The sequence below is a fragment of the Sphingobacterium sp. BIGb0116 genome, from assembly GCF_024808035.1.
Taxonomy (GTDB): Bacteria; Bacteroidota; Bacteroidia; order Sphingobacteriales; family Sphingobacteriaceae; genus Sphingobacterium; species Sphingobacterium paramultivorum.
The window spans coordinates 750,725-769,127 of record NZ_JANUDT010000001.1; the positions used below are offsets into that span (position 1 = coordinate 750,725).

At 43.5% G+C, this 18,403-nt stretch carries 13 protein-coding genes; all 13 read right to left on the minus strand.

Annotated features, from left to right (window positions below; genetic code table 11):
• Window positions 1-22: 22 nt before the first annotated feature.
• Window positions 23-1,864 carry a carbon starvation protein A gene (locus M2419_RS03300; protein ID WP_182331127.1) on the minus strand — a complete coding sequence of 614 codons (1,842 nt, stop codon included), beginning with the start codon at window positions 1,862-1,864 and terminating at the stop codon, window positions 23-25.
• A 10-nt stretch (window positions 1,865-1,874) separates the two neighbouring features.
• On the minus strand, window positions 1,875-3,041 hold the full coding sequence (locus tag M2419_RS03305; RefSeq protein ID WP_153847155.1) for an AGE family epimerase/isomerase: 1,167 nt from the start codon (window positions 3,039-3,041) through the stop codon (window positions 1,875-1,877).
• A gap of 135 nt (window positions 3,042-3,176) precedes the next feature.
• Window positions 3,177-4,115: a DUF4434 domain-containing protein gene (locus M2419_RS03310; RefSeq protein ID WP_159727818.1), complete on the minus strand. Its 939-nt coding sequence runs from the start codon at window positions 4,113-4,115 to the stop codon at window positions 3,177-3,179.
• Window positions 4,112-4,831, minus strand: coding sequence for a GDSL-type esterase/lipase family protein (locus M2419_RS03315; protein WP_153847157.1), 720 nt, complete (start codon window positions 4,829-4,831; stop codon window positions 4,112-4,114). Before M2419_RS03315 ends, M2419_RS03310 begins: the two co-directional genes overlap by 4 nt.
• Complete coding sequence (locus M2419_RS03320; protein WP_153847158.1) at window positions 4,828-5,517, minus strand: GDSL-type esterase/lipase family protein; 690 nt, start codon at window positions 5,515-5,517, stop codon at window positions 4,828-4,830. The genes M2419_RS03315 and M2419_RS03320 overlap by 4 nt, the downstream gene beginning before the upstream one ends.
• A 5-nt stretch (window positions 5,518-5,522) precedes the next feature.
• Complete coding sequence (locus M2419_RS03325; protein ID WP_182331126.1) at window positions 5,523-6,839, minus strand: MFS transporter; 1,317 nt, start codon at window positions 6,837-6,839, stop codon at window positions 5,523-5,525.
• A 1-nt stretch (window position 6,840) separates the two neighbouring features.
• Window positions 6,841-8,268, minus strand: a complete 1,428-nt coding sequence (locus tag M2419_RS03330; RefSeq protein WP_182331125.1) for a DUF5009 domain-containing protein — start codon at window positions 8,266-8,268, stop codon at window positions 6,841-6,843.
• Window positions 8,269-8,292: 24 nt separating this feature from the next.
• Window positions 8,293-10,143: an FAD-dependent oxidoreductase gene (locus M2419_RS03335; protein WP_182331124.1), complete on the minus strand. Its 1,851-nt coding sequence runs from the start codon at window positions 10,141-10,143 to the stop codon at window positions 8,293-8,295.
• 127 nt (window positions 10,144-10,270) lie between these two features.
• The gene (locus M2419_RS03340; RefSeq protein WP_182331123.1) at window positions 10,271-11,062 is read right to left on the minus strand and encodes an alpha/beta hydrolase family protein; all 792 of its coding nucleotides are present in this window, start codon (window positions 11,060-11,062) and stop codon (window positions 10,271-10,273) included.
• Between the two features lie 249 nt (window positions 11,063-11,311).
• Window positions 11,312-13,810 (minus strand): sugar-binding domain-containing protein, encoded by a 2,499-nt coding sequence (locus M2419_RS03345; protein ID WP_259254224.1) that lies wholly within the window; start codon window positions 13,808-13,810, stop codon window positions 11,312-11,314.
• A 28-nt stretch (window positions 13,811-13,838) separates the two neighbouring features.
• A complete protein-coding gene (locus tag M2419_RS03350) occupies window positions 13,839-15,752 on the minus strand; it encodes a family 43 glycosylhydrolase (RefSeq protein WP_182331122.1) in 1,914 nt (637 codons plus the stop codon).
• Window positions 15,753-15,861: 109 nt separating this feature from the next.
• On the minus strand, window positions 15,862-16,539 hold the full coding sequence (locus tag M2419_RS03355; RefSeq protein WP_159727828.1) for a DUF3823 domain-containing protein: 678 nt from the start codon (window positions 16,537-16,539) through the stop codon (window positions 15,862-15,864).
• Window positions 16,540-16,551: 12 nt separating this feature from the next.
• Window positions 16,552-18,402 (minus strand): RagB/SusD family nutrient uptake outer membrane protein, encoded by a 1,851-nt coding sequence (locus tag M2419_RS03360; RefSeq protein WP_145327888.1) that lies wholly within the window; start codon window positions 18,400-18,402, stop codon window positions 16,552-16,554.
• Window position 18,403: the final 1 nt, after the last annotated feature.

The window sequence follows — 18,403 nt, forward strand, 5'->3', positions numbered from 1 at the left end:
TTTCAGTGAAATCCACGCTACTTTATCTTTCTACAATCTCCTTCACAACCTCTCCATATTGATCTTTCACCTGCTCTTTCCTTTGTGCAAGGTATATCCACTTCTTAAACGTTCCGATAAATACTATCGCCATCAATGACATCGCTGCTACGGCCAAGCCCGCCAGTAGGTACTGTCCTTTGGGCACATATCCTTGTACCACCTGAAGATAGCCGGCCCAAAATGTAATCACGGCCATAAAGACACCGGGAACGGCTGCAAACAAGACATATTTTCGTCTATTCATCCGGATGAGCATCGTTGTACATACAATCAGACCACAGGCGGCCAAGAGCTGATTGCTAATACCAAATAATGGCCAAATGCTACTTACGTTACCGGTATAAACCAAATATCCCCAGGAAAACGTAAACAGAGCGCTGCAAATCCATACACCTGGTTTCCAGTTTTTATCGCTAAATTTAGGAAAAACAGTTCCAAGCATTTCCTGTAGAAAAAAACGCCCTACCCTGGTACCTGCATCAATCGCTGTAAGAATAAAAACAGCTTCAAACATAATCGCGAAATTATACCAATAGGCCATTATATCGTTCATAAAAGGAACCTTATCGAAGATATGAGCCATCCCTACAGCCAACGACACTGCTCCGCCCGTCCGACCGTGCAGATCTACACCTATTCTGTCTATAAAATGCGGTAAATCCACAGCCGAAAGATGGGGGTGCTGCGCTAGAAACTGTGCATAATCGGCTACCGGCGTATTGATTGCAAAATAATCACCAGGCATCAACGTACAAGCTGCAATCAATGCCATCAAGGCAACAAAGCCTTCAACAAGCATGGCGCCATACCCCACAAACAAGATCTCGCGTTCATTACCGATCATTTTGGGTGTTGTCCCGGTTGCGATAATAGCGTGAAATCCCGATATGGCTCCACAGGCTATCACAATAAAGATAAAGGGCAAGACAGGTCCTGAAATTACGGGTCCGCCACCATGGATAAATGAGGTCAAGGCGGGCATCTGAATTGTTGGTGCAACAAAAAATATCCCTACCGTCAGCATAATAATTGTACCTATTTTGAGATAGGTCGAAAGGTAATCTCTCGGAACCAATAATAGCCAGATGGGCAATACTGAAGCGAAGAAACCATATACAGCAATACCGATAGAGATCGTTTTCACATCCCAGTTGAAAAGTGCATGAAAAGTTGGAAGCTGCATCAGGTGATGACCGGCTATAATACCTGCAATAAGCAAGATACCGCCAATGATACTCGCCAAGGTCACCGAGCCCTCCCGATAGCGCATCATCAAGCCCATTAAAATAGCAATGGGCATTGTCAGTACAATCGTAAATAAAGACCATGGTGCCTCGTGCATTGCACTAATACAGGCCAGCGATAATCCGGCCAACGTTAGGATCAAAATGAAAAGTACGGCAATACCAGCAATAGCGCCAATAGGTTTACTGACCTCCTTGGAGGCAATGGTTGCCAAACTTTCCCCTTTATGTCGTACAGAAGCGAAAAGCACGACCATATCGTGCACACCGCCACCTAATACACAACCAATTAATATCCACAGAGCGCCCGGCAGATAACCAAACTGTGCCGCGAGAACTGGACCAACTAGTGGTCCTGCAGCAGCTATCGCCGCGAAATGATGGCCAAACAACACTTTTTTATCGGTTTTCACATAATCATGTCCATCAGCAAACTCCACCGCCGGTGTCTGGCGACTTCCATTCAACCTGAGCAGCCTATTTGCTAGAAACAAGCCATAAAAACGATACGCGATCGCAAAGATCAATATCGCTGCGAAAACTAAGGTCAACGCATTTATTCCATTGAGAGCATCCATACCAGTTAAGTTACACGATTATTTTTGCTTTTTCAAACACCTCATATACCTTCCATAAGGCACGAGGCACATGAAAGCATCCCTTCCATTTTCCGCCTTTGAGATCGAGCAATACCTCACCTCTTCGATTGAGGTAGCCAAACCATTCGCCATGTTCGGGGTCCCTAAAATGCGTCCAGGTATATTCATGAACCCGTTCGAACCAACGTTTAGCCTCTTCATTTCCCGTTAGTACCCAAGCTTTCGCCATACACACCAGTGTTTCACAGTGCACCCACCATAACTTCTGGTCCCATTCCAACTGCTGGGTCGGTTTACCCTGCGCATCCATAAAGTAGAATATACCTCCATATTTCTCATCCCATCCATGCTCCAACATACGAAGACCAATACGCATGGCTTTTTCAATCAACGCTGGTCGCTGCAATCTTTCTCCCAGATCCATCATAAACCACATGGCCTCTATCGCATGTCCCGGATTGAGCAATCTTCCTTCAAAACTATCCAGCAATGAACCATTGGGACTTACATTTTCAAAGACAAGCCCCTGCTCCTCTTTATAAAATACATCCATTACCTCGACCACGATATCCTCGATCAATTCCTGCACCAGCTTAGGTTCCAATAAATGCTCCAGTTCAATGGAGAGATTGCTCAAGATCATAGGCAACGCAAAATTCTTTGATGGACGTGTCCCTGGAACAGCCTTATCGTATATGCCCTTGGTATGTGTTCGACGTTTCAATATATTATGAAAGGTATCTTGCGCAATTTCTGCGTAACGCTGCTCCTGAGTTGCTGTATACAGGGCACCAAATCCCATGGCAGCAAAGCAATCGGAAAAAATATTGTAGGGCTGCACAAGTGCCTTCCCTTGTCGATCAAGTGAAAAATACCAGTTCCCCTCTTCGTCACGTCCATGTTTTTCCATAAAGCTGGCACCATGAACTGCAATATCCAACCAGGATGACCGTGTTTCAATTTTGTTGTAAATACTCGAAAAGAGCCAAACTTGCCGCCCCTGCAGCCACATAAACTTATCCGTATCAAAAACTCCACCTCTTCTATCCAGACAGGTAAAATAGCCACCATACTCCCTATCGAGCGAATGCTCCGTCCAGAAAGGAAGAATATGATTAAATAATTCGTCTTTATAAATTGTACTATAATGATTCATATATAAATGAATTTGCTCTTTAAAGGCCATTTAAAATCTCTGGCCTACTCTTATCAATAATGCTATTTCTTGTTCTCTGACTTTTTCGAGATTGCTTTTGTCTTCATTTCGCGTGCTGTAAACACGCGATCCCTATCACCAATTGTGGTTCAGTGCATGTTCCCGGTACCGATTGTAAAGGTGTCCTGCCTGTAAATAAGCGGATTGTGGACTCATAAAGTGAGAAAATTCAAAAGTAATAGCCTTATCATAACCCGCCTTTGCTGCAGCCTCAAGTTTTAGCCTTAGTTTATCAAACTTGATCGGCAAGAATTTGATCGGCATATCCCGGTCAAAAGATTCGGCATTCGTCCAACAGGCCATACCATATTTATCAGCCAATTTCTTATTGACCTCAAAGAAATCGGGAAGCTCATCGTAATCAATGTGTCCATCCTGAAAGGCCACTGCGTCGACAGCTCCTTGTATACCTTCAAAAATTTCGCCCCATTCCCGTTCGTGTTCCAATACCGAAACTGCATCGGCTTTACTAAGCTCGGGAGAAGCGGCAAGCACAGCTTTTTTTCCATCAATCCAGGGTGATATAAATGTCGGCAAGCCCCCACTGACGGCCTTGCACTGTAACCCAAGTGTACGAAAAGCATGAACAGCCCCTTTGGTTTTACGACTGATTTCCGTACTGATATACCATCCACCGAAGCTTTTATAATGCCCATATTTAGCCCAAACCTCTTCAATTACATATTGATTGGCATCGATTTCGTGACTCAGATCTCCTGTCTCCCAATAAATACCGCTGTCATAAAGTCCAAAATAGAATTTCATCTCATACTTGTCTGCAAGCTGCAGATAAAGCTCTACAAGATCCAACGATGGTTTAAAACAGCCATATTTGTCCATCAGATAAGCCGATGGATAGGTTATAAATTTACGATAGCCACTGCGAATCATAATAACAGTGTCTATACCAATTGCCTTCATATATGCAAAATCCCGATCCCACTCTTCCGGACCCCAATTCTGGTGCGGAATATCGTGGGAAATCTCGTCAATAAATGTTCCTGTAATTCTCATAAATATTTCTTTTCTTTTAATAATTGCACCCATTTTATATAGGCACTGGGTATCAGATGCACACCATCAGCTGAGTAAATTGCGTTAAGTTTTCCCTCATTGTCCTGAAAAAGTGGGCAGAGGTCGACAAATGGAATATTTTCATCTGCTGCAATCTGTCTTAGTTTTTCATTTAAGATCGGAACCAACACATTTCTACCTTTTGTATAAGGCTCTTTTGTTAATCCTTCATTGATCGGTAGAGCACTCTGAAGATAGATAAGGGTCTTTGGTGAGATCTTTTTTATTCGTTTAATGATACGCTTGTAGTTATTGACCGACACTTCCTGTGGAAGCTTTCGGAATTGGTCATTAATGCCATCCATCAGAAAAATTGCCCGCGGACGTCCGCGCAACACCTCATCTATACGCGCAAGAATCCCAAACGAATTATCTCCGCCTATCCCCCTGTTCAGTACAGGATATCTTGAATCTGCAAGCAATTCCTGCCATTCTGCCCGTTCAGTAATACTATTTCCCAAAAACACGACTGCTCCTTTAATTGTTGGACTTTGTTCGAAATAGGCCATTCGTTGTTGATAATACCAGTTGGCGTAACTGCTATCTATTTTAGTCTCCTGAGCTGAGAGGGACTGGGAAAATACCGATAGATATATTCCAATTAGGAAGCAACCTTGGAAAACACGATACAGCTTAAAAAATTCCAATGATCTCATAATAGTTTTTGCTGTTTTAAATAATTGGCCCAAATTAAATAGGTGGCTTGCTTCAGATGTAAGCCATCAATTGTTAGCTCAGCTTTTAGTTCCCCTTTACCATCCACCAATATCGGCTGTAAGTCTACAAAACGAACTTGATGTGCCGTACACAATTCTTTCAAAGCTTTGTTCAGTAGCACGATCTTGTCATTCCGAACCTCTTCATAGATTTTTGGCAGTAAAGATTCATTCACAGGTAGAAGTCCCTGCACAAAAAGCGCTGTATTTGGCGACTGCTTTTTAACCTGCTTTATTATCCTTTCTATATTCGTTGAAATAATGGAAAGCGGTATTCCTCTTTTCATGTCGTTCACCCCACAGAGCAGAAATATTTTTCGTGGTCTGGATGCTAGTATCTCGTCTAGTCGTGCTAAAATACCATAAGTCACATCACCGCTAATCCCACGATTGATCACATGCTTCCGCTGGAGGATTTCTTGCCATTTTCCACCTTCGGTAATGCTATTGCCAAGGAAAACGATTTCGTCCTTCTGATTGGGCATCGCTTTAAAAAACTCAAGCCTTGCGCGATAATGCTGATTATCAAACGTAGAATCAATACCCTTTGATTGTGCTAAAGTCAATGCCGGTAAAAAAAAAGGCAACAATATGGCCTTCCAGTTCCTATAAGAAAGTATGTTCATATGCATTAATTATTTTCGTCGGTATGCTCTTTTTCGGGTTTTCGCAATGGCACCCACCAGGAAACCAAAAAGGCTGGAATAGTAGAAATCAACACCCAGATAAAAAATTCTTTATAGCCCAAATAATCACTCAGCCAGCCGCTGATCATCGAAGGAATCATAAATCCCAGATTAACAAGTCCACTTCCGAAAGCGTAGTGTGCCATCTTATATTTGCCTGGGGCAATATTTTGCATGATAAAAAGAATAATTCCGATAAAGCCAAAACCATATCCAAAGTACTCGATGGCGACAGCAGCAGCTATGAGATAAAGGTTTGTCGGCAATGTGATCGCGAGAAATGCATAAGCTACAAATGGAATATTAAAGAAGGCACAAAGGATCATAAGTGTCCTCCGGTCTAAGCCCTTTTTGGATACAAAATGCCCTGCGACAATCGACCCCAACACAAAGGCTATGGCACCAAATACACCATAAAGCAATCCAATTTCCGAAGTACTCAGGCCAAGCCCACCTTCGGTACGTTGCGCTTTAAAAAATAAGGGGGTGATCTTAATAGCCTGCCCTTCAGCAAAACGATAAAAGACAATAAAAAGTAAACTAAACCAAATATTCTTTTTCTGAAAAAAAGTTATGATAACGTCTTTAAGCGTATCCATTCCCTCCTTTAAAGAAGTGGATTTGGGTGCTTCATCGTGAGCAGGTAAAGCACGTATGCTGTACAATCCAATCCCCAACATAATAAATCCATAAGCAAACATCACCACCATCCACGCGGATTTAATGCCGATTTCCTGCTCCAATTGCCCCGCCAAATAAACGAGTACGCCGCCAGAAAACACTTTGGCCACATTATAGAAGGCACCTTGCCAGCCGACATATTTTGCCTGTTGTTTTGCATTCAGTTCATTCAAATATACCCCGTCGGCTGCGGTATCATGTGTGGAACCACTGAATGCGATCAGTGTCAATAAGGCAATGGAGAAGCTAAAGAAATGATCCAACTGTAGCGTAAGACCAAGCAGACCAAAGAGTAGCCCCGTGAGTATCTGCGTGGTATAGACAAAAAATTTCTTGGTCTTATACAGCTCCAAAAAAGGCCCCCATAAGGGTTTTATTGTCCAGGGCAGCATAATCAATGAGGTCCAAAAAGCAATCTGTGCGTCCGATACCCCCAAATTTTTATACATAATGGAGCTCGCACCCGAAAGGGCAACAAAAGGTAGCCCCATGGCAAACCATGTTGTGGAGATCCAAAAAATAGGCGGAAGTGCCTTACGCCCTTTGCGAAGCTCCACCGTTTGTTCTAATAATTCATTCATTTTATGACTTCCAATAAAGTTTTAACCGGCTGCTCACGATCGTCAACAGCGCCACGATTCCAGTGAATAATACACCGCGCATCACTCCCCCAAAAACACCCTGTGCCCCCATCTGATCAAGAGCGCTCTGTAGTCCCGTAAGCGCCAATAGTGGGATCAACAATAGATTTCCTGCGGTATAGGCGACCATCGGATTTTTACCAACCAGTGCTATACCTCGAAACAGCGATTTTCCAAAAGCAAGTTTCTCGATACAACACAGCATTGTTAGCGCATAACAGGCTAAGCCCGTACAGACAAAATAATAGCTGTATGTGGAATAATCCTTTTTTATTCCTCCCTCATACGCTTCGAAGATCAGTCCTAAAAAAAGCAGATAGCTTCCGAGCACAGCCATTTTTGCCTGCAGTGTCAGTACTTCGCCCCTCCGAAAAACACCTGAACAGAAGCATAGCGAAAAGATCAACATCAGGGTAAGTCCGATATTGATATCGAGATAGCGCATGTATAGATTGAAGACATTCAGCCCAATTAGAAGTGCACAGAGCAAGCCTTGTAATGCCAGTTGAGACCGCTGCATCCTGGGTTTGTCGGCCAACGACGTATCAGCAATAATCCACTCGCCGACAACTGTAGCCGGAAGGATAATAAAGAGGTATTTGAGGTAATAAAATTGATAAAGCCAAGTCGCAGGGCTGAGTTTGTAGATAAATTCGTTGATACTACCGACTTCTTTGGATCCCAAAAAAACGCCCATAATAAATGGTAAAATCGCCATACGTAACCAGATGGATTTTGCCGTCAGCCACCACCACAGCGTTCCAAACAAAGCCATATTGGCCAGTACCAGAATAATAATATCTGTCTTCTGGAGGATAAATCTATCCGTTGGTGCATACAACAGATATAGCATCCCTACAGATAGCAACAGGGCCACTATGTGAACAAGTCTCGCGGTCCGCATCGACAAATAGGACTTTAAATCGGCATAGAGCGCAAAGAGCAGGGCAAACCCCACGATTGACAAGAGATACTGCGACGCAGCAGGCTCTCCACTCATAACCCAAGCGCGCATATAAAAAGAAAATAAGGCGAAAAAGAATAAGGCAACAAAACGCTTAAAAATTGCACCCACGATAGGCAAAGCGTTTAGGTTAGCCACTTTTTTCCGCATAGCCAATGGGATGGCCGCCCCCATCGTAAAAAGGAAAATCGGAAAAACCAGATCTACCCAGGTTATACCTGCTATACTGGGATCAAATACATGTTTGGGCGGTGGCACCTGTGCATGGTACATCCAGGCAGGAAGGTTTCCAAATGAAATGCTCGATGAAAGCACCATTAAAAGGATGGCAATTCCCCGCAGAACATCCAAACTATCGTTTCGCTGCTGTGGAGTCGCTTTGGAATTTGGTAAAATTGGTATCATCTCGTTTTTCTATGCGTTCGGAAATCAATTTTTTGTTGCTATAAATTGGCCGGTAAAATCCACCGGCCGTTCAAACGGCTTTAGGATATGATCCAACACAACCGCCACTTGAGCCCTTGTTAACACTTGATTTTCTTTTGCTGCAATGGCGGACCAGATTTTATCTTTATTCAAAGTGGGATCGACTTGGAGCAATAGAGCCGCAAAAAATTCTGCTGTGACATCGGCACCCGAGCCAGCAACTTTATCGGCCGCTGGATAATAACTACGCATACCGTCGATCAGGTCTACTTCGCTTATGCGGTGTTCGGGATAGAACCAAGTCTGATTGGCCCATTTGTAGGGCACCCCTTTTCCTTTAAGAATCCCGGTTGCTCCAATACGTTGGATTGCCTGAAAACGACTATCTTTTGGATCAACATCGATAAAGGGCATGAGATAGGCATGATTGTCCAAAAGTACTTGCTGTACCTCCCTTAATGAAAGATCTTTAGGAGTAACAGCTTGTTTTGCAGACAGCGCTGCCAGTACTCCAGCAGCTTGACCAATACCCAATACAACTGGCTGAAGGCGGGTGGCCCCAGCCACAATATTGCTCACACTGATGCTTTTTTCAGCAACAATAAAATCCGCTATTTTCTCAGGAATCAAACTTCCAAGGGGCACATTGTAAGATGGTACCCGAATCTTAACAAAATCAATTTTGGGTGCATCCGGGTTCTTCAGGTGATGATGATCGATGGTATAATCGCCTACTATCCCACCTGTGCGGTACAAAGGCAGCTCCTGCTGATAAGGGCTCTGCACATAAGGCAATGTAAGCTGCACCAAGCCTTTGGCACGTCTAGACTCGCGATGATAAGCAATAAAGGGAAGTTTATCGACCGTATCATATTCATCATCGGCAAGCCCCAAGTTTTTAAAACCAAGCTGATTTTGAAGATGATATACAAAACGTAAGGTATGATTTTTCGCCTTTTGCAATTCCACCGCCCTCGCCTTTGGCGACATTTCAATAATATTCAGGTAGATATCATTTCCATCTTTAGGCCAGTTTATCATGTATTTTCCATTCGGCAATTTGCCATAGGTAATCATTTGATCACAATTGATGATAGGCGTATTGCTGTGTGAAGCAGGATCTTTAACATCACAGGCATGTTCAAACTCTTTAGGATCATAACCTTGAGGTTTCTTTAGCAATCTCTTTGGATCGGCACCATAGTCTTTCAGGATAGCGACATAAGTAAGGTCTTGAATTATTGAATTGGCCTTTTCGGGAGCAAATTCTTCTTTCGTATCGTAGCGGCTATCCATACCGATGCTGTAAGCAACACCTGCACGCGGCAAGAGATCCCCTAATTCCGTCGCATCGACTAAAATAGAAGCGTTTACGGTTTTCTTTTTTCCTTCCTGTTCAATGGCAACGGTCCAGCCTTTAGGCTGTTTTTTCAGGTCTAAAAGGGTACTTTTATACCAAACGGCAATATTTTTTTCGGCTCCAACCATCTTTTTTAGCAAGCGGTTACCGACCGAAGGCTCAAATAGCGTATTGCTTACCCAACCTGTTTCCACTGCTTTTGGACCACCATAATAGGCATAAAGTTCTGCCCTAAATTCGCCCCATATTCCCGAAGGCATACGATGGTTACCATCAATAGCGGAGACCCCAGCGGCAGTGAGCATACCACCCAACCAGCTTGTCTCTTCCACCACAAGGACCTTACTTCCCAAACGGGCGGCTTGCAAAGCCGCAGAAACACCACTTGCTCCTCCTCCTACAATCAAGACATCGTATGAAGCAACAGCCTGCCCCTGCGAGGAGAGTGTGACAGAAATCAATAAAATAGAAAAAAAAGATTTAAACCAATTCATATGAAGTTAATTGCAGTAAATAATTTAAAAAATACGCACCAAATACCGGCGTAAGAACCACAGATACACTATTTTGTTGCCGGACTAAAGGATCAGTATAAGGTGAATAAAACATATAGGTTATCGATTAATGGATCAGACGATTAAAATATGCGAAATGAACCGGAATGGTTTTGGCCCAATAGCCAGAGGTATGAGCGCCGGGCTGCGCAATGTAAGTGGCTTTGATCTTGAGTACATCACAACTATCCCGAAGGGACTTATTGGCCCCATATAGATAATCTTCAGTACCACAATCAAAAATAAATGTCTTTTCACTCCCAGCGATCTTATGGACATTATGGATGACACTAAAACGATCGAATAATGGATTTTGATCGCTGTACTGACCTAAATGTTGGGCTAGACTTGTCTTCTTGAAAGCCGAATGTCTCAGATTGACAACTCCCGAACTGCTACCAGCACTTTTAAAAAATGATGGATAGTTAAAAAAGAGCCAAAGTGCACCATGCCCCCCCATACTCACACCCGTAATAAATGAGTTGTCCCGATCCGTATGATATTTGCCCTGTATGTAAGGCATTAATTCCCCTGTCAGGAACCGACCAAATTGTGCTCCGCCTTTTTGTGGACTGTCTAAAAACCAGCTCGTCCGAAGACCGTCAGGGCATACCACCACAAAGCCATATTGATCGCTCAATGCCTGAAAATCGACAAATTTTGAAAGACTTTTATAATTTGCCCCATGACTATGCAGCACATATACAACAGGTAAGGCACGGTTGTCCGGCTTCATCTTTGGTATATAGACGTAGCCGGAATCTACTCCAGAAAGATGAGCAGACTGTAACGTATAAAGCTCTTGTCCTTTGGCCAACATTGTACCAACGGCACATAAAAGGCATATGATTAAACGCATGGATATAATTGAGTCAGTCTTTAGATTTATAGTGAAGCTAAATTAATAATAAAATTTATAATAAAAAAAGTATTTAATAATTTTTTTTATTTAATAAGGTTGGATTACATTATTTTATAAAGAACTATATAAAACCGTAATTTTTCCAATAGTGGAATGAACATCCGATAAGATTTTGGCATAAAAAAAGCACCGGAGTTTTCCGGTGCTTTTTTTAGTTCAAAAGTTCAATAAAGACAAGTGAGTTAATTATTTTATGCTATAGGTTACGTTTGCCATAGTCAACCAAGGCGAGGTAAATCGTATATTAATTGTATCGCCCGATTTGCCCAAAGCCTGAACATACACGATCATTTTTCCATGATAAACGCGCTGTTTATTATCGGTATAGTCGCCCATATCTGCATTGTTCCCCGCTTCCATACCCAGTAATCGTGCATGCCCAGCAATATCACAGGTGATTTCATCTTCCGAAAGGACCACAGGAAGTCCCTTGTTATCAACCACTTGCAAGGCAACCTGCAAAATACCATCGCCTTCAATCGCTTTCCCTCCTATCACCGTCGCCTGGATCGCCGCCGGACGTTCACTGGATTCGATAGTGTGCCGAACTACTTCTTTTTTATTCGTGTCCAGACCAACAACCTCTAGTTTACCAGCGGCATAGGGAATATCCCAAAAGATGATACCTGTCTTCTCATCGTAATTTTTCTCTTCGCCAACAACTTTACCATTGAGCTCCAATCGCGCCTGAGGGCTATTGGTGTAACAGACCACCCTGATTTGCTGTCCCTCCTGATAGTTCCAAATTGGCCAGGCATCCATGGAGGGCGCTTCATTTTTCCGTTGTCCTTGCTCGGATTCCAACGCAGACCAAACATCGGTAGTCGTTGCTCCGCCCTTCAATGGATAGGTTCCCAAATAAGCCATTGGTTTATCGGACCACAGCGATTGACGATAATAACCCCTCGGTTTAATAAAACCTGCGAAATCCAGCAGTCCTGAATAAAATCCACGTGAAGGCCAACGCCCCGACTCTCCGAGGTAGTCAATACCTGTCCACAAGAACTGGCCAAATATATGCTTGTTGTCACGCACCGCAAGCCATGCCGGAAGATCATGTCGATTTTCACTTCCAAAAATTACGCGTGCTGGATAACGCTGATGATCCAGTTGATAACGACTTTCGGTATAATTGTACCCTGCAATATCAAGTGCTCCAGGATAGGCTGTTTCATTAGACATAGCCACACCTGCGAGGCCTGCAGTAACGGCTCTGCTCTTATCGTATCTTTTTACTGTAGCAACCAGTCTTTTGGCAATATCCCCAAGGCGCATCGCATCTGGTGCATCCTTTTTGTATCCGCCATACGAAGCCTGTGTAAAACCACCCTCCTTTTTCTCGCCGTTAAGGACAGGATGTGAATAAGGGTCATTTGGATAATCCACTTCGTTCCCTATACTCCAGGCGAAAATCGAGAGGTGATTGCGATCCCGTTTGACCATATCTGCGAGATCCTGCTCGCCCCAACATTCAAAAAAGTCATACGATCCCTCAAAACCGGGGGTCCCGACATTCCAGCCCTGCAGCCATTTCCGTTTTGGAAATTCCCATTCATCAAATGCCTCATCCATAACCAACAGCCCCAACTCGTCACATAAGGTGTAAAGCGAGGATGCTTGCGGATTATGACTGGTTCGAATGGCATTGACACCCAAAGATTTCAATGTCTGCAGCCGCCGACGCCATACCTCGGTATACATTTCAGCACCCAGCACACCGGCATCGTGATGTAGGCATACGCCTTTGACTTTCATCCATTCGCCGTTTAAAGCAAAGCCCTTGTTTGGATCAAATGTAAAAGTTCGGAAGCCCGTTTTGATTGCCGACTGATCAATTTGCTTTCCATTTTGCAATACGCTTGTCCGCAAGGTATATTGATTGGGTTGATCCAAGCTCCACAATTTAGGGTTGGCAACCGTCAATTGCTGCTGTATCGTCGCTTTAGCGGTAGCATCAATCTTCACTTTCTCCGATTTATTAGCGACAACCTTCCCTGCGGAATCAATCAACTCCTGCACAACGGTAACCGCACTGCCGTTGGACGTGCTATTGACAACGGTCACTTCGGTATTTAACATTCCTTTCCCTTGCTTTAGCTCGGGATAGGCATATACTCCCCATTGATCGATATGCAACGCATTTGCCTTTATAAGCCAAACGTCACGATAGATGCCCGATCCCGTGTACCATCTTGAATCGGCACTTTTACTGTGGTCGACCTTAACAGCGATGGTATTTTCTTTTCCAAACTCAATATATGGTGTGATATCATAAGAAAAGGATATATAGCCGTTGGGGCGTTTTCCAACAGATTTGCCATTGATAAACACCTCGCTTCGGTTGTATACGCCCTCAAAATAGATAAATATTTTTTTGCCCTGATCTGCCATAGGTATCAGGAGCTGTTTTTGATACCAGCCAATACCGCCCGGTAAATAGCCTGTCGCGCTGGCTAAACTTGGACTGAGCGGGTATTTTACGCCCCAATCATGGGGCAAACGGACCTGCTGCCACGCTCCACGCTTCGTTTCTGCACTGGCCTGCCCCTCGATATCACCCAAATGGAAACGCCAGTCTGAATTGATCGCTTCGGCCTCACCAAATCCAGCCTGTGCATATAGGCCACTGATGCCCATACCAATAGAAACAGCTAAGACTGATAGTTTTTTTATGAGATTATTCATTTTACTTTTTTGCATTAGGTTCAAGTGATTAAAGCGTTGGAACAACAGGCAACACATGGCCCTGATCATCAAAATACAAACGATCCATGCATACCTCCCGGTTAAATCCTGCTGCGTCGCCCATATCAATACCTTTGGGATAATTGAATCGATGGTAAACAATATACCATTCGTCTTTACCGGGAATCTGCAAAATCGAATTATGCCCAGTGCCATAGATCCCTTTCGCAGGATCTTTTTGTAAGACTAAATTATTAGCAGGAACTGTGATCGCTCCATCTGGGGAAGTTGCAGTTCCATAGCGTACCCGATAATTTTCACTCCGGGTATCGTCTTCTGACCAAAAGAAATAATAGCGTCCTTTACGGTAGACAACATAGGCACCTTCGCGGAATGTCTTATCCGGAGTGAGTACCTTGACTGTATTTTTTTTGATGGAAACCATATCTTTGTTGAGTTCAGCAACAGCTAGGTAACCATTTCCCCAATACAGATAGCTTTTTCCCGATTTGGGATCGTTAAACACCGCCGGATCAATCTCCTGCCCGCCATTGACACCCTCAGGCTTAAAATCGATCAGCGGTTTTCGCGAGTCCTTAAAAGGCCCGGTAGGTAAATCAGCTACCGCAACACCGATCTTTTGCGCTGCTGTAAAATAATAATAGTACTTATAATCGTTCTTGACTTTCTTTTCCGTGATTGTAGGTGCCCATGCATTTCGAGGTCCCCAGGCAACATCTTTTTTCAGGTCCAAAATCACCCCTTCATCTTTCCACTGATTGAGATCGGAAGACGAGAAGGTCTTGAAATAATAGCCCCCCCAGCCATCAAAACCATCACTCGTTGGATAGATATAGTATTTTTTTGTTTTATTGGAATAGAGTACATCCGGATCGGCATAAAAGCCATCTAAAACGGGATTCTTTCTGAATGCGAATTCCATATCTTTGGGTTTCCCCCATTTGGAGGTCAAGTCCAAAAGTTCTTGTCTTGAAATAGGAATAATGGTCCCATGACGTGGATGGAAATCCATGTCAATTTGATGGTCGATTACTTTAAAACGATCAAGGTCTTCGGAGGTGCAGAATTGGTACTTCCCTTTACCATAGACATCATACATAAGGATATATTGATCCGACTGATTGAGTTTAAAGACACTGGATCCTTCCACAGCATCATTGGTCTGCTGTTTATAACCCGGCTGTTCAATCCATTTCCCCGAAGTCAGTAAATCGGTTATCGCCAGCTTAATGCCATTGCCATGTCCTTCAGTTTTGTAGAAAAGGTAGAACAAGCCATTCTTTGCAATAATATCGCCATCGATACAGGATTTACCATTTTTTGGAAGAAACAGCACTTTAGGTTCGGTTTCAAAATCTGTAAACTCCTTATTAGCATAAGCATAGTAGATGATATCCGGACCATTTCCGTGCTGCATGGACCAGTATACCATGTATTTACCGACCGAAGGGTCATATATAGTCTGTGGTGCCCATACTCTCTTCAACGCTTCCTGGCCTTTGAAGCGCTGCTGGATATCAATTGCTTGATGAGACCAATGCACAAGGTCTTCGGATTTTAGCAGGATCAAACCCCGATTGGAATCCCAGCCTTTGGAGGAGGTCATGTCGGTGAGCACCATATAAAATGTTTTTCCATCTTCGCCACGGAGAATATGGGAATCCCGTACACCGCCAGTCTTGCTGATCACCTTCGAATCCAGGATAGGCTGGTTTTCATTCAAGGCTCTGTAGGTATAGCCATCTGTACTGATCGCAAAACAAACCGCTTCATCTGCGACAGCATTACCTTTGAAATAGGCAAATAAATAACCTGCAAAATCTTTGTCCGTAGGTCCGCTGCGATAAGCCTGAGCAAAAACACCGCATGTAGCATGTATTAAAAATAAGGTAACTAAGATTGAAATTTTGTTTTTTTTCATGAAGGTTTAGTAGAATAAATAAGCATTAGACCATTTTTTTGCATCGATGAAAGCCACGGAATATGATCCCGTGGCTTCGTAATCCGGCAATTTTACTTGCCATCAGCACCTATTTTAAAGCTATTTTTTGAACTGCTGTATAGTAGTACTCTCCGGATACCGTAGCTTTCACCCCAATTCGGGCAAACACATAATCGAGGTTTTTCAGGTTGTCCGGCAATTCACCGACGATACTTGTTGGTTGACCAAAAGCAACATTCGCCAAATTGGCATCCACACGCAGCTCGCGTTGTACCTGATCTGTTAAAACAGATTTACCGAGGTATAGACGCACAAACTCCAAATTTGCCGTACCTACTATTCTATTAACCGTAAAGCTAGCAGTAATACTGTTATTATTTTTTTGAAAAGACTCGTTTGTCACCGTGAAATAGGGTGTTACAGGCACATCAATTGTCGTATTGCCCTTCACTTGCACCAATACCGTATCGGTTGCCTGTTGTAGCCATGGTGAATCTCCTTTCCGCACCAATTTGTATTCACCATCAAAAAGACTAACAGAAAAAGAGCCGTCCTGATCAAAATATACGGGTATTGCTGAGCGAAGCGGATACCCATCCTGCCATAATTCCAATTGAGGCCCATTATTCCGAACGCCAATCGCCTTTCCTTCATAAACAACGCGTCCCGAAAGCGTTGATTTTGGGGCTTCAAAATTATCATATTTACAACCTACAACGAGTAAGCTTGCAAAAGCTACCAATAAGCTTAAAAATTTTATTTTCATGGTACAACTAGATTAATGGAATGGATTTCTAACTATTTTAGGATTTTTATTAATGACATCCTGACTAATGGACGCATAATAATTGGCCATACGGAAAAAGCGTGCCTTTCTGAAACGCGCAGGTCTTACCCGTTCATAGATATACTTACCGTCATCGGCATGCCCTGGACGCACGACACGATAAGCATATAGTCCATATACAACAGCGTTGGGATCATTTTCCGATCCGTCCCACACCAAATGTGCAATACGCCATCTTTTAAGATCATAGTAACGATGATCTTCGAAAGCAAGTTCGACACGACGTTCGTTCCGGATAATATCCATCGTTAGGTTGCTAACGCTATTGGCCGGAAATCCTGCTCTTTCGCGCAATTTATTGACGTAAGTTCTTGCGTCCACAGTCTGTCCCAGCTCAAATGCAGCTTCTGACGCGTTGAGATAAATTTCACCAAGACGAAACCACGGCCACCAGTTAGCAGCCGATGTACCGCGTGTACTGGCTGCCGGCGCATCGCTGACAAATTTACGGATATAGAAGCCGGTGTTGCTGACGTCCTGTGCGTCATAAAGCGGTCCATCAAAGCCGGTCCACAAACCACCACTCGCATAATTCTGTCCCAGTTGTGGCGCTGCAGTAAACTGGTAAGCTCCATTCGTCCCCCAAGTTGCCACTCCAGCTTGAATACTCACAGCACGTCCGCGGAAAGAAGTTCCCGGATAAATCACCGTCCCAAACAAACGAGCATCTTTATTCGCAAAAATATCGTTGATATTTTGGTAGGCTACGTAATTTCCTGCGCCGTTTTTATCATGTAGTGTACCTTTGCTACCGTCTAGATAATCAAAACTTTCTACAAGACTCAATGAAGGAGAAATCGTCGATGATGACTCATTGTCTTCGGTCAGACTTCTGACGATATTGTCATAAGCAAAGCGGTGAACTTTTAAACTCGTGACAAAATCTTTGGCAAAGATGACTTCAGCACCAGTTTTCTTATTGAGCATATCATAAAAATTGGCACCTTTATCGGCATTCTCATTATAAAGCGCATAGGGGCCATTCATAATTTCCTTGGAAGCAGCCAGCGACTTGGTATAATACCCCGTCGCCATATTGGCTGGAATCCCCACTTCTCCTCCGGCAGTCGTTATCGGTGAGGCCATTAGATTATTATATTTCGCGATGGACGCCGCATACAGCATTGCCCGACTTTCCAAAGCTAATGCTGTATACTTGTTGGCTCTAGTCTTACTGGCATTATAGACGGTAAGATCTTCCTTGATCTCTTCCAATTCTTTGTAAATAAAATCGTAGACTTCATACTCCTTGGCACGTGCCACCTGCAATGGTGTTGGATCACCGCTAAAGTCATAGATGAGCTGGGTTGTAACGATCGGTACGCCGCCCATGCGTTTGACGAGTTCGAAGTAAACAAAGGCCCGGATGAAGCGTATTTCGGCTTTATACTGCTTGCGTTGTGCATCAGACAATTGTGTACTGAACTGATCGATATTTTCTAGGGAAAGATTCAGATCCCGAATCAGTCCATAATCCCAATAGCGACCGTAATCGTCACCAAACTGATAATCATTACGCCAGTTTTGATCGCGATGTCCCGACCACATGGCATCATCCAATTCGGTCATTCCTCCTGTATTGAAAACACCATGTAGCGTTGGCATTCTGTCGTAATAATTGGCGACGAGTGAAGTCAACAGTTTCGGGTCATTCCAAAGCTGTGCATCGGTAATCAATGATTTTGAATCCCGGTCAAACCAATCGTCGTGATTGCAGCTGCTCAACGAGGACAAGGTCAATAAAGCAACTCCTATATATGTAAGTTTAAATCGTAGTTTCATG

Excerpts from the sequence above, each read along its gene's own strand:
- M2419_RS03330 (WP_182331125.1), bottom strand. The coding sequence starts at position 8,268 with ATGATACCAATTTTACCAAATTCCAAAGCGACTCCACAGCAGCGAAAC.
- M2419_RS03345 (WP_259254224.1), bottom strand. The coding sequence starts at position 13,810 with ATGAATAATCTCATAAAAAAACTATCAGTCTTAGCTGTTTCTATTGGT.
- M2419_RS03350 (WP_182331122.1), bottom strand. The coding sequence starts at position 15,752 with ATGAAAAAAAACAAAATTTCAATCTTAGTTACCTTATTTTTAATACAT.
- M2419_RS03325 (WP_182331126.1), bottom strand. The coding sequence starts at position 6,839 with ATGAATGAATTATTAGAACAAACGGTGGAGCTTCGCAAAGGGCGTAAG.
- M2419_RS03320 (WP_153847158.1), bottom strand. The coding sequence starts at position 5,517 with ATGAACATACTTTCTTATAGGAACTGGAAGGCCATATTGTTGCCTTTT.
- M2419_RS03335 (WP_182331124.1), bottom strand. The coding sequence starts at position 10,143 with ATGAATTGGTTTAAATCTTTTTTTTCTATTTTATTGATTTCTGTCACA.
- M2419_RS03310 (WP_159727818.1), bottom strand. The coding sequence starts at position 4,115 with ATGAGAATTACAGGAACATTTATTGACGAGATTTCCCACGATATTCCG.
- M2419_RS03315 (WP_153847157.1), bottom strand. The coding sequence starts at position 4,831 with ATGAGATCATTGGAATTTTTTAAGCTGTATCGTGTTTTCCAAGGTTGC.
- M2419_RS03340 (WP_182331123.1), bottom strand. The coding sequence starts at position 11,062 with ATGCGTTTAATCATATGCCTTTTATGTGCCGTTGGTACAATGTTGGCC.
- M2419_RS03300 (WP_182331127.1), bottom strand. The coding sequence starts at position 1,864 with ATGGATGCTCTCAATGGAATAAATGCGTTGACCTTAGTTTTCGCAGCG.
- M2419_RS03360 (WP_145327888.1), bottom strand. The coding sequence starts at position 18,402 with ATGAAACTACGATTTAAACTTACATATATAGGAGTTGCTTTATTGACC.
- M2419_RS03355 (WP_159727828.1), bottom strand. The coding sequence starts at position 16,539 with ATGAAAATAAAATTTTTAAGCTTATTGGTAGCTTTTGCAAGCTTACTC.
- M2419_RS03305 (WP_153847155.1), bottom strand. The coding sequence starts at position 3,041 with ATGAATCATTATAGTACAATTTATAAAGACGAATTATTTAATCATATT.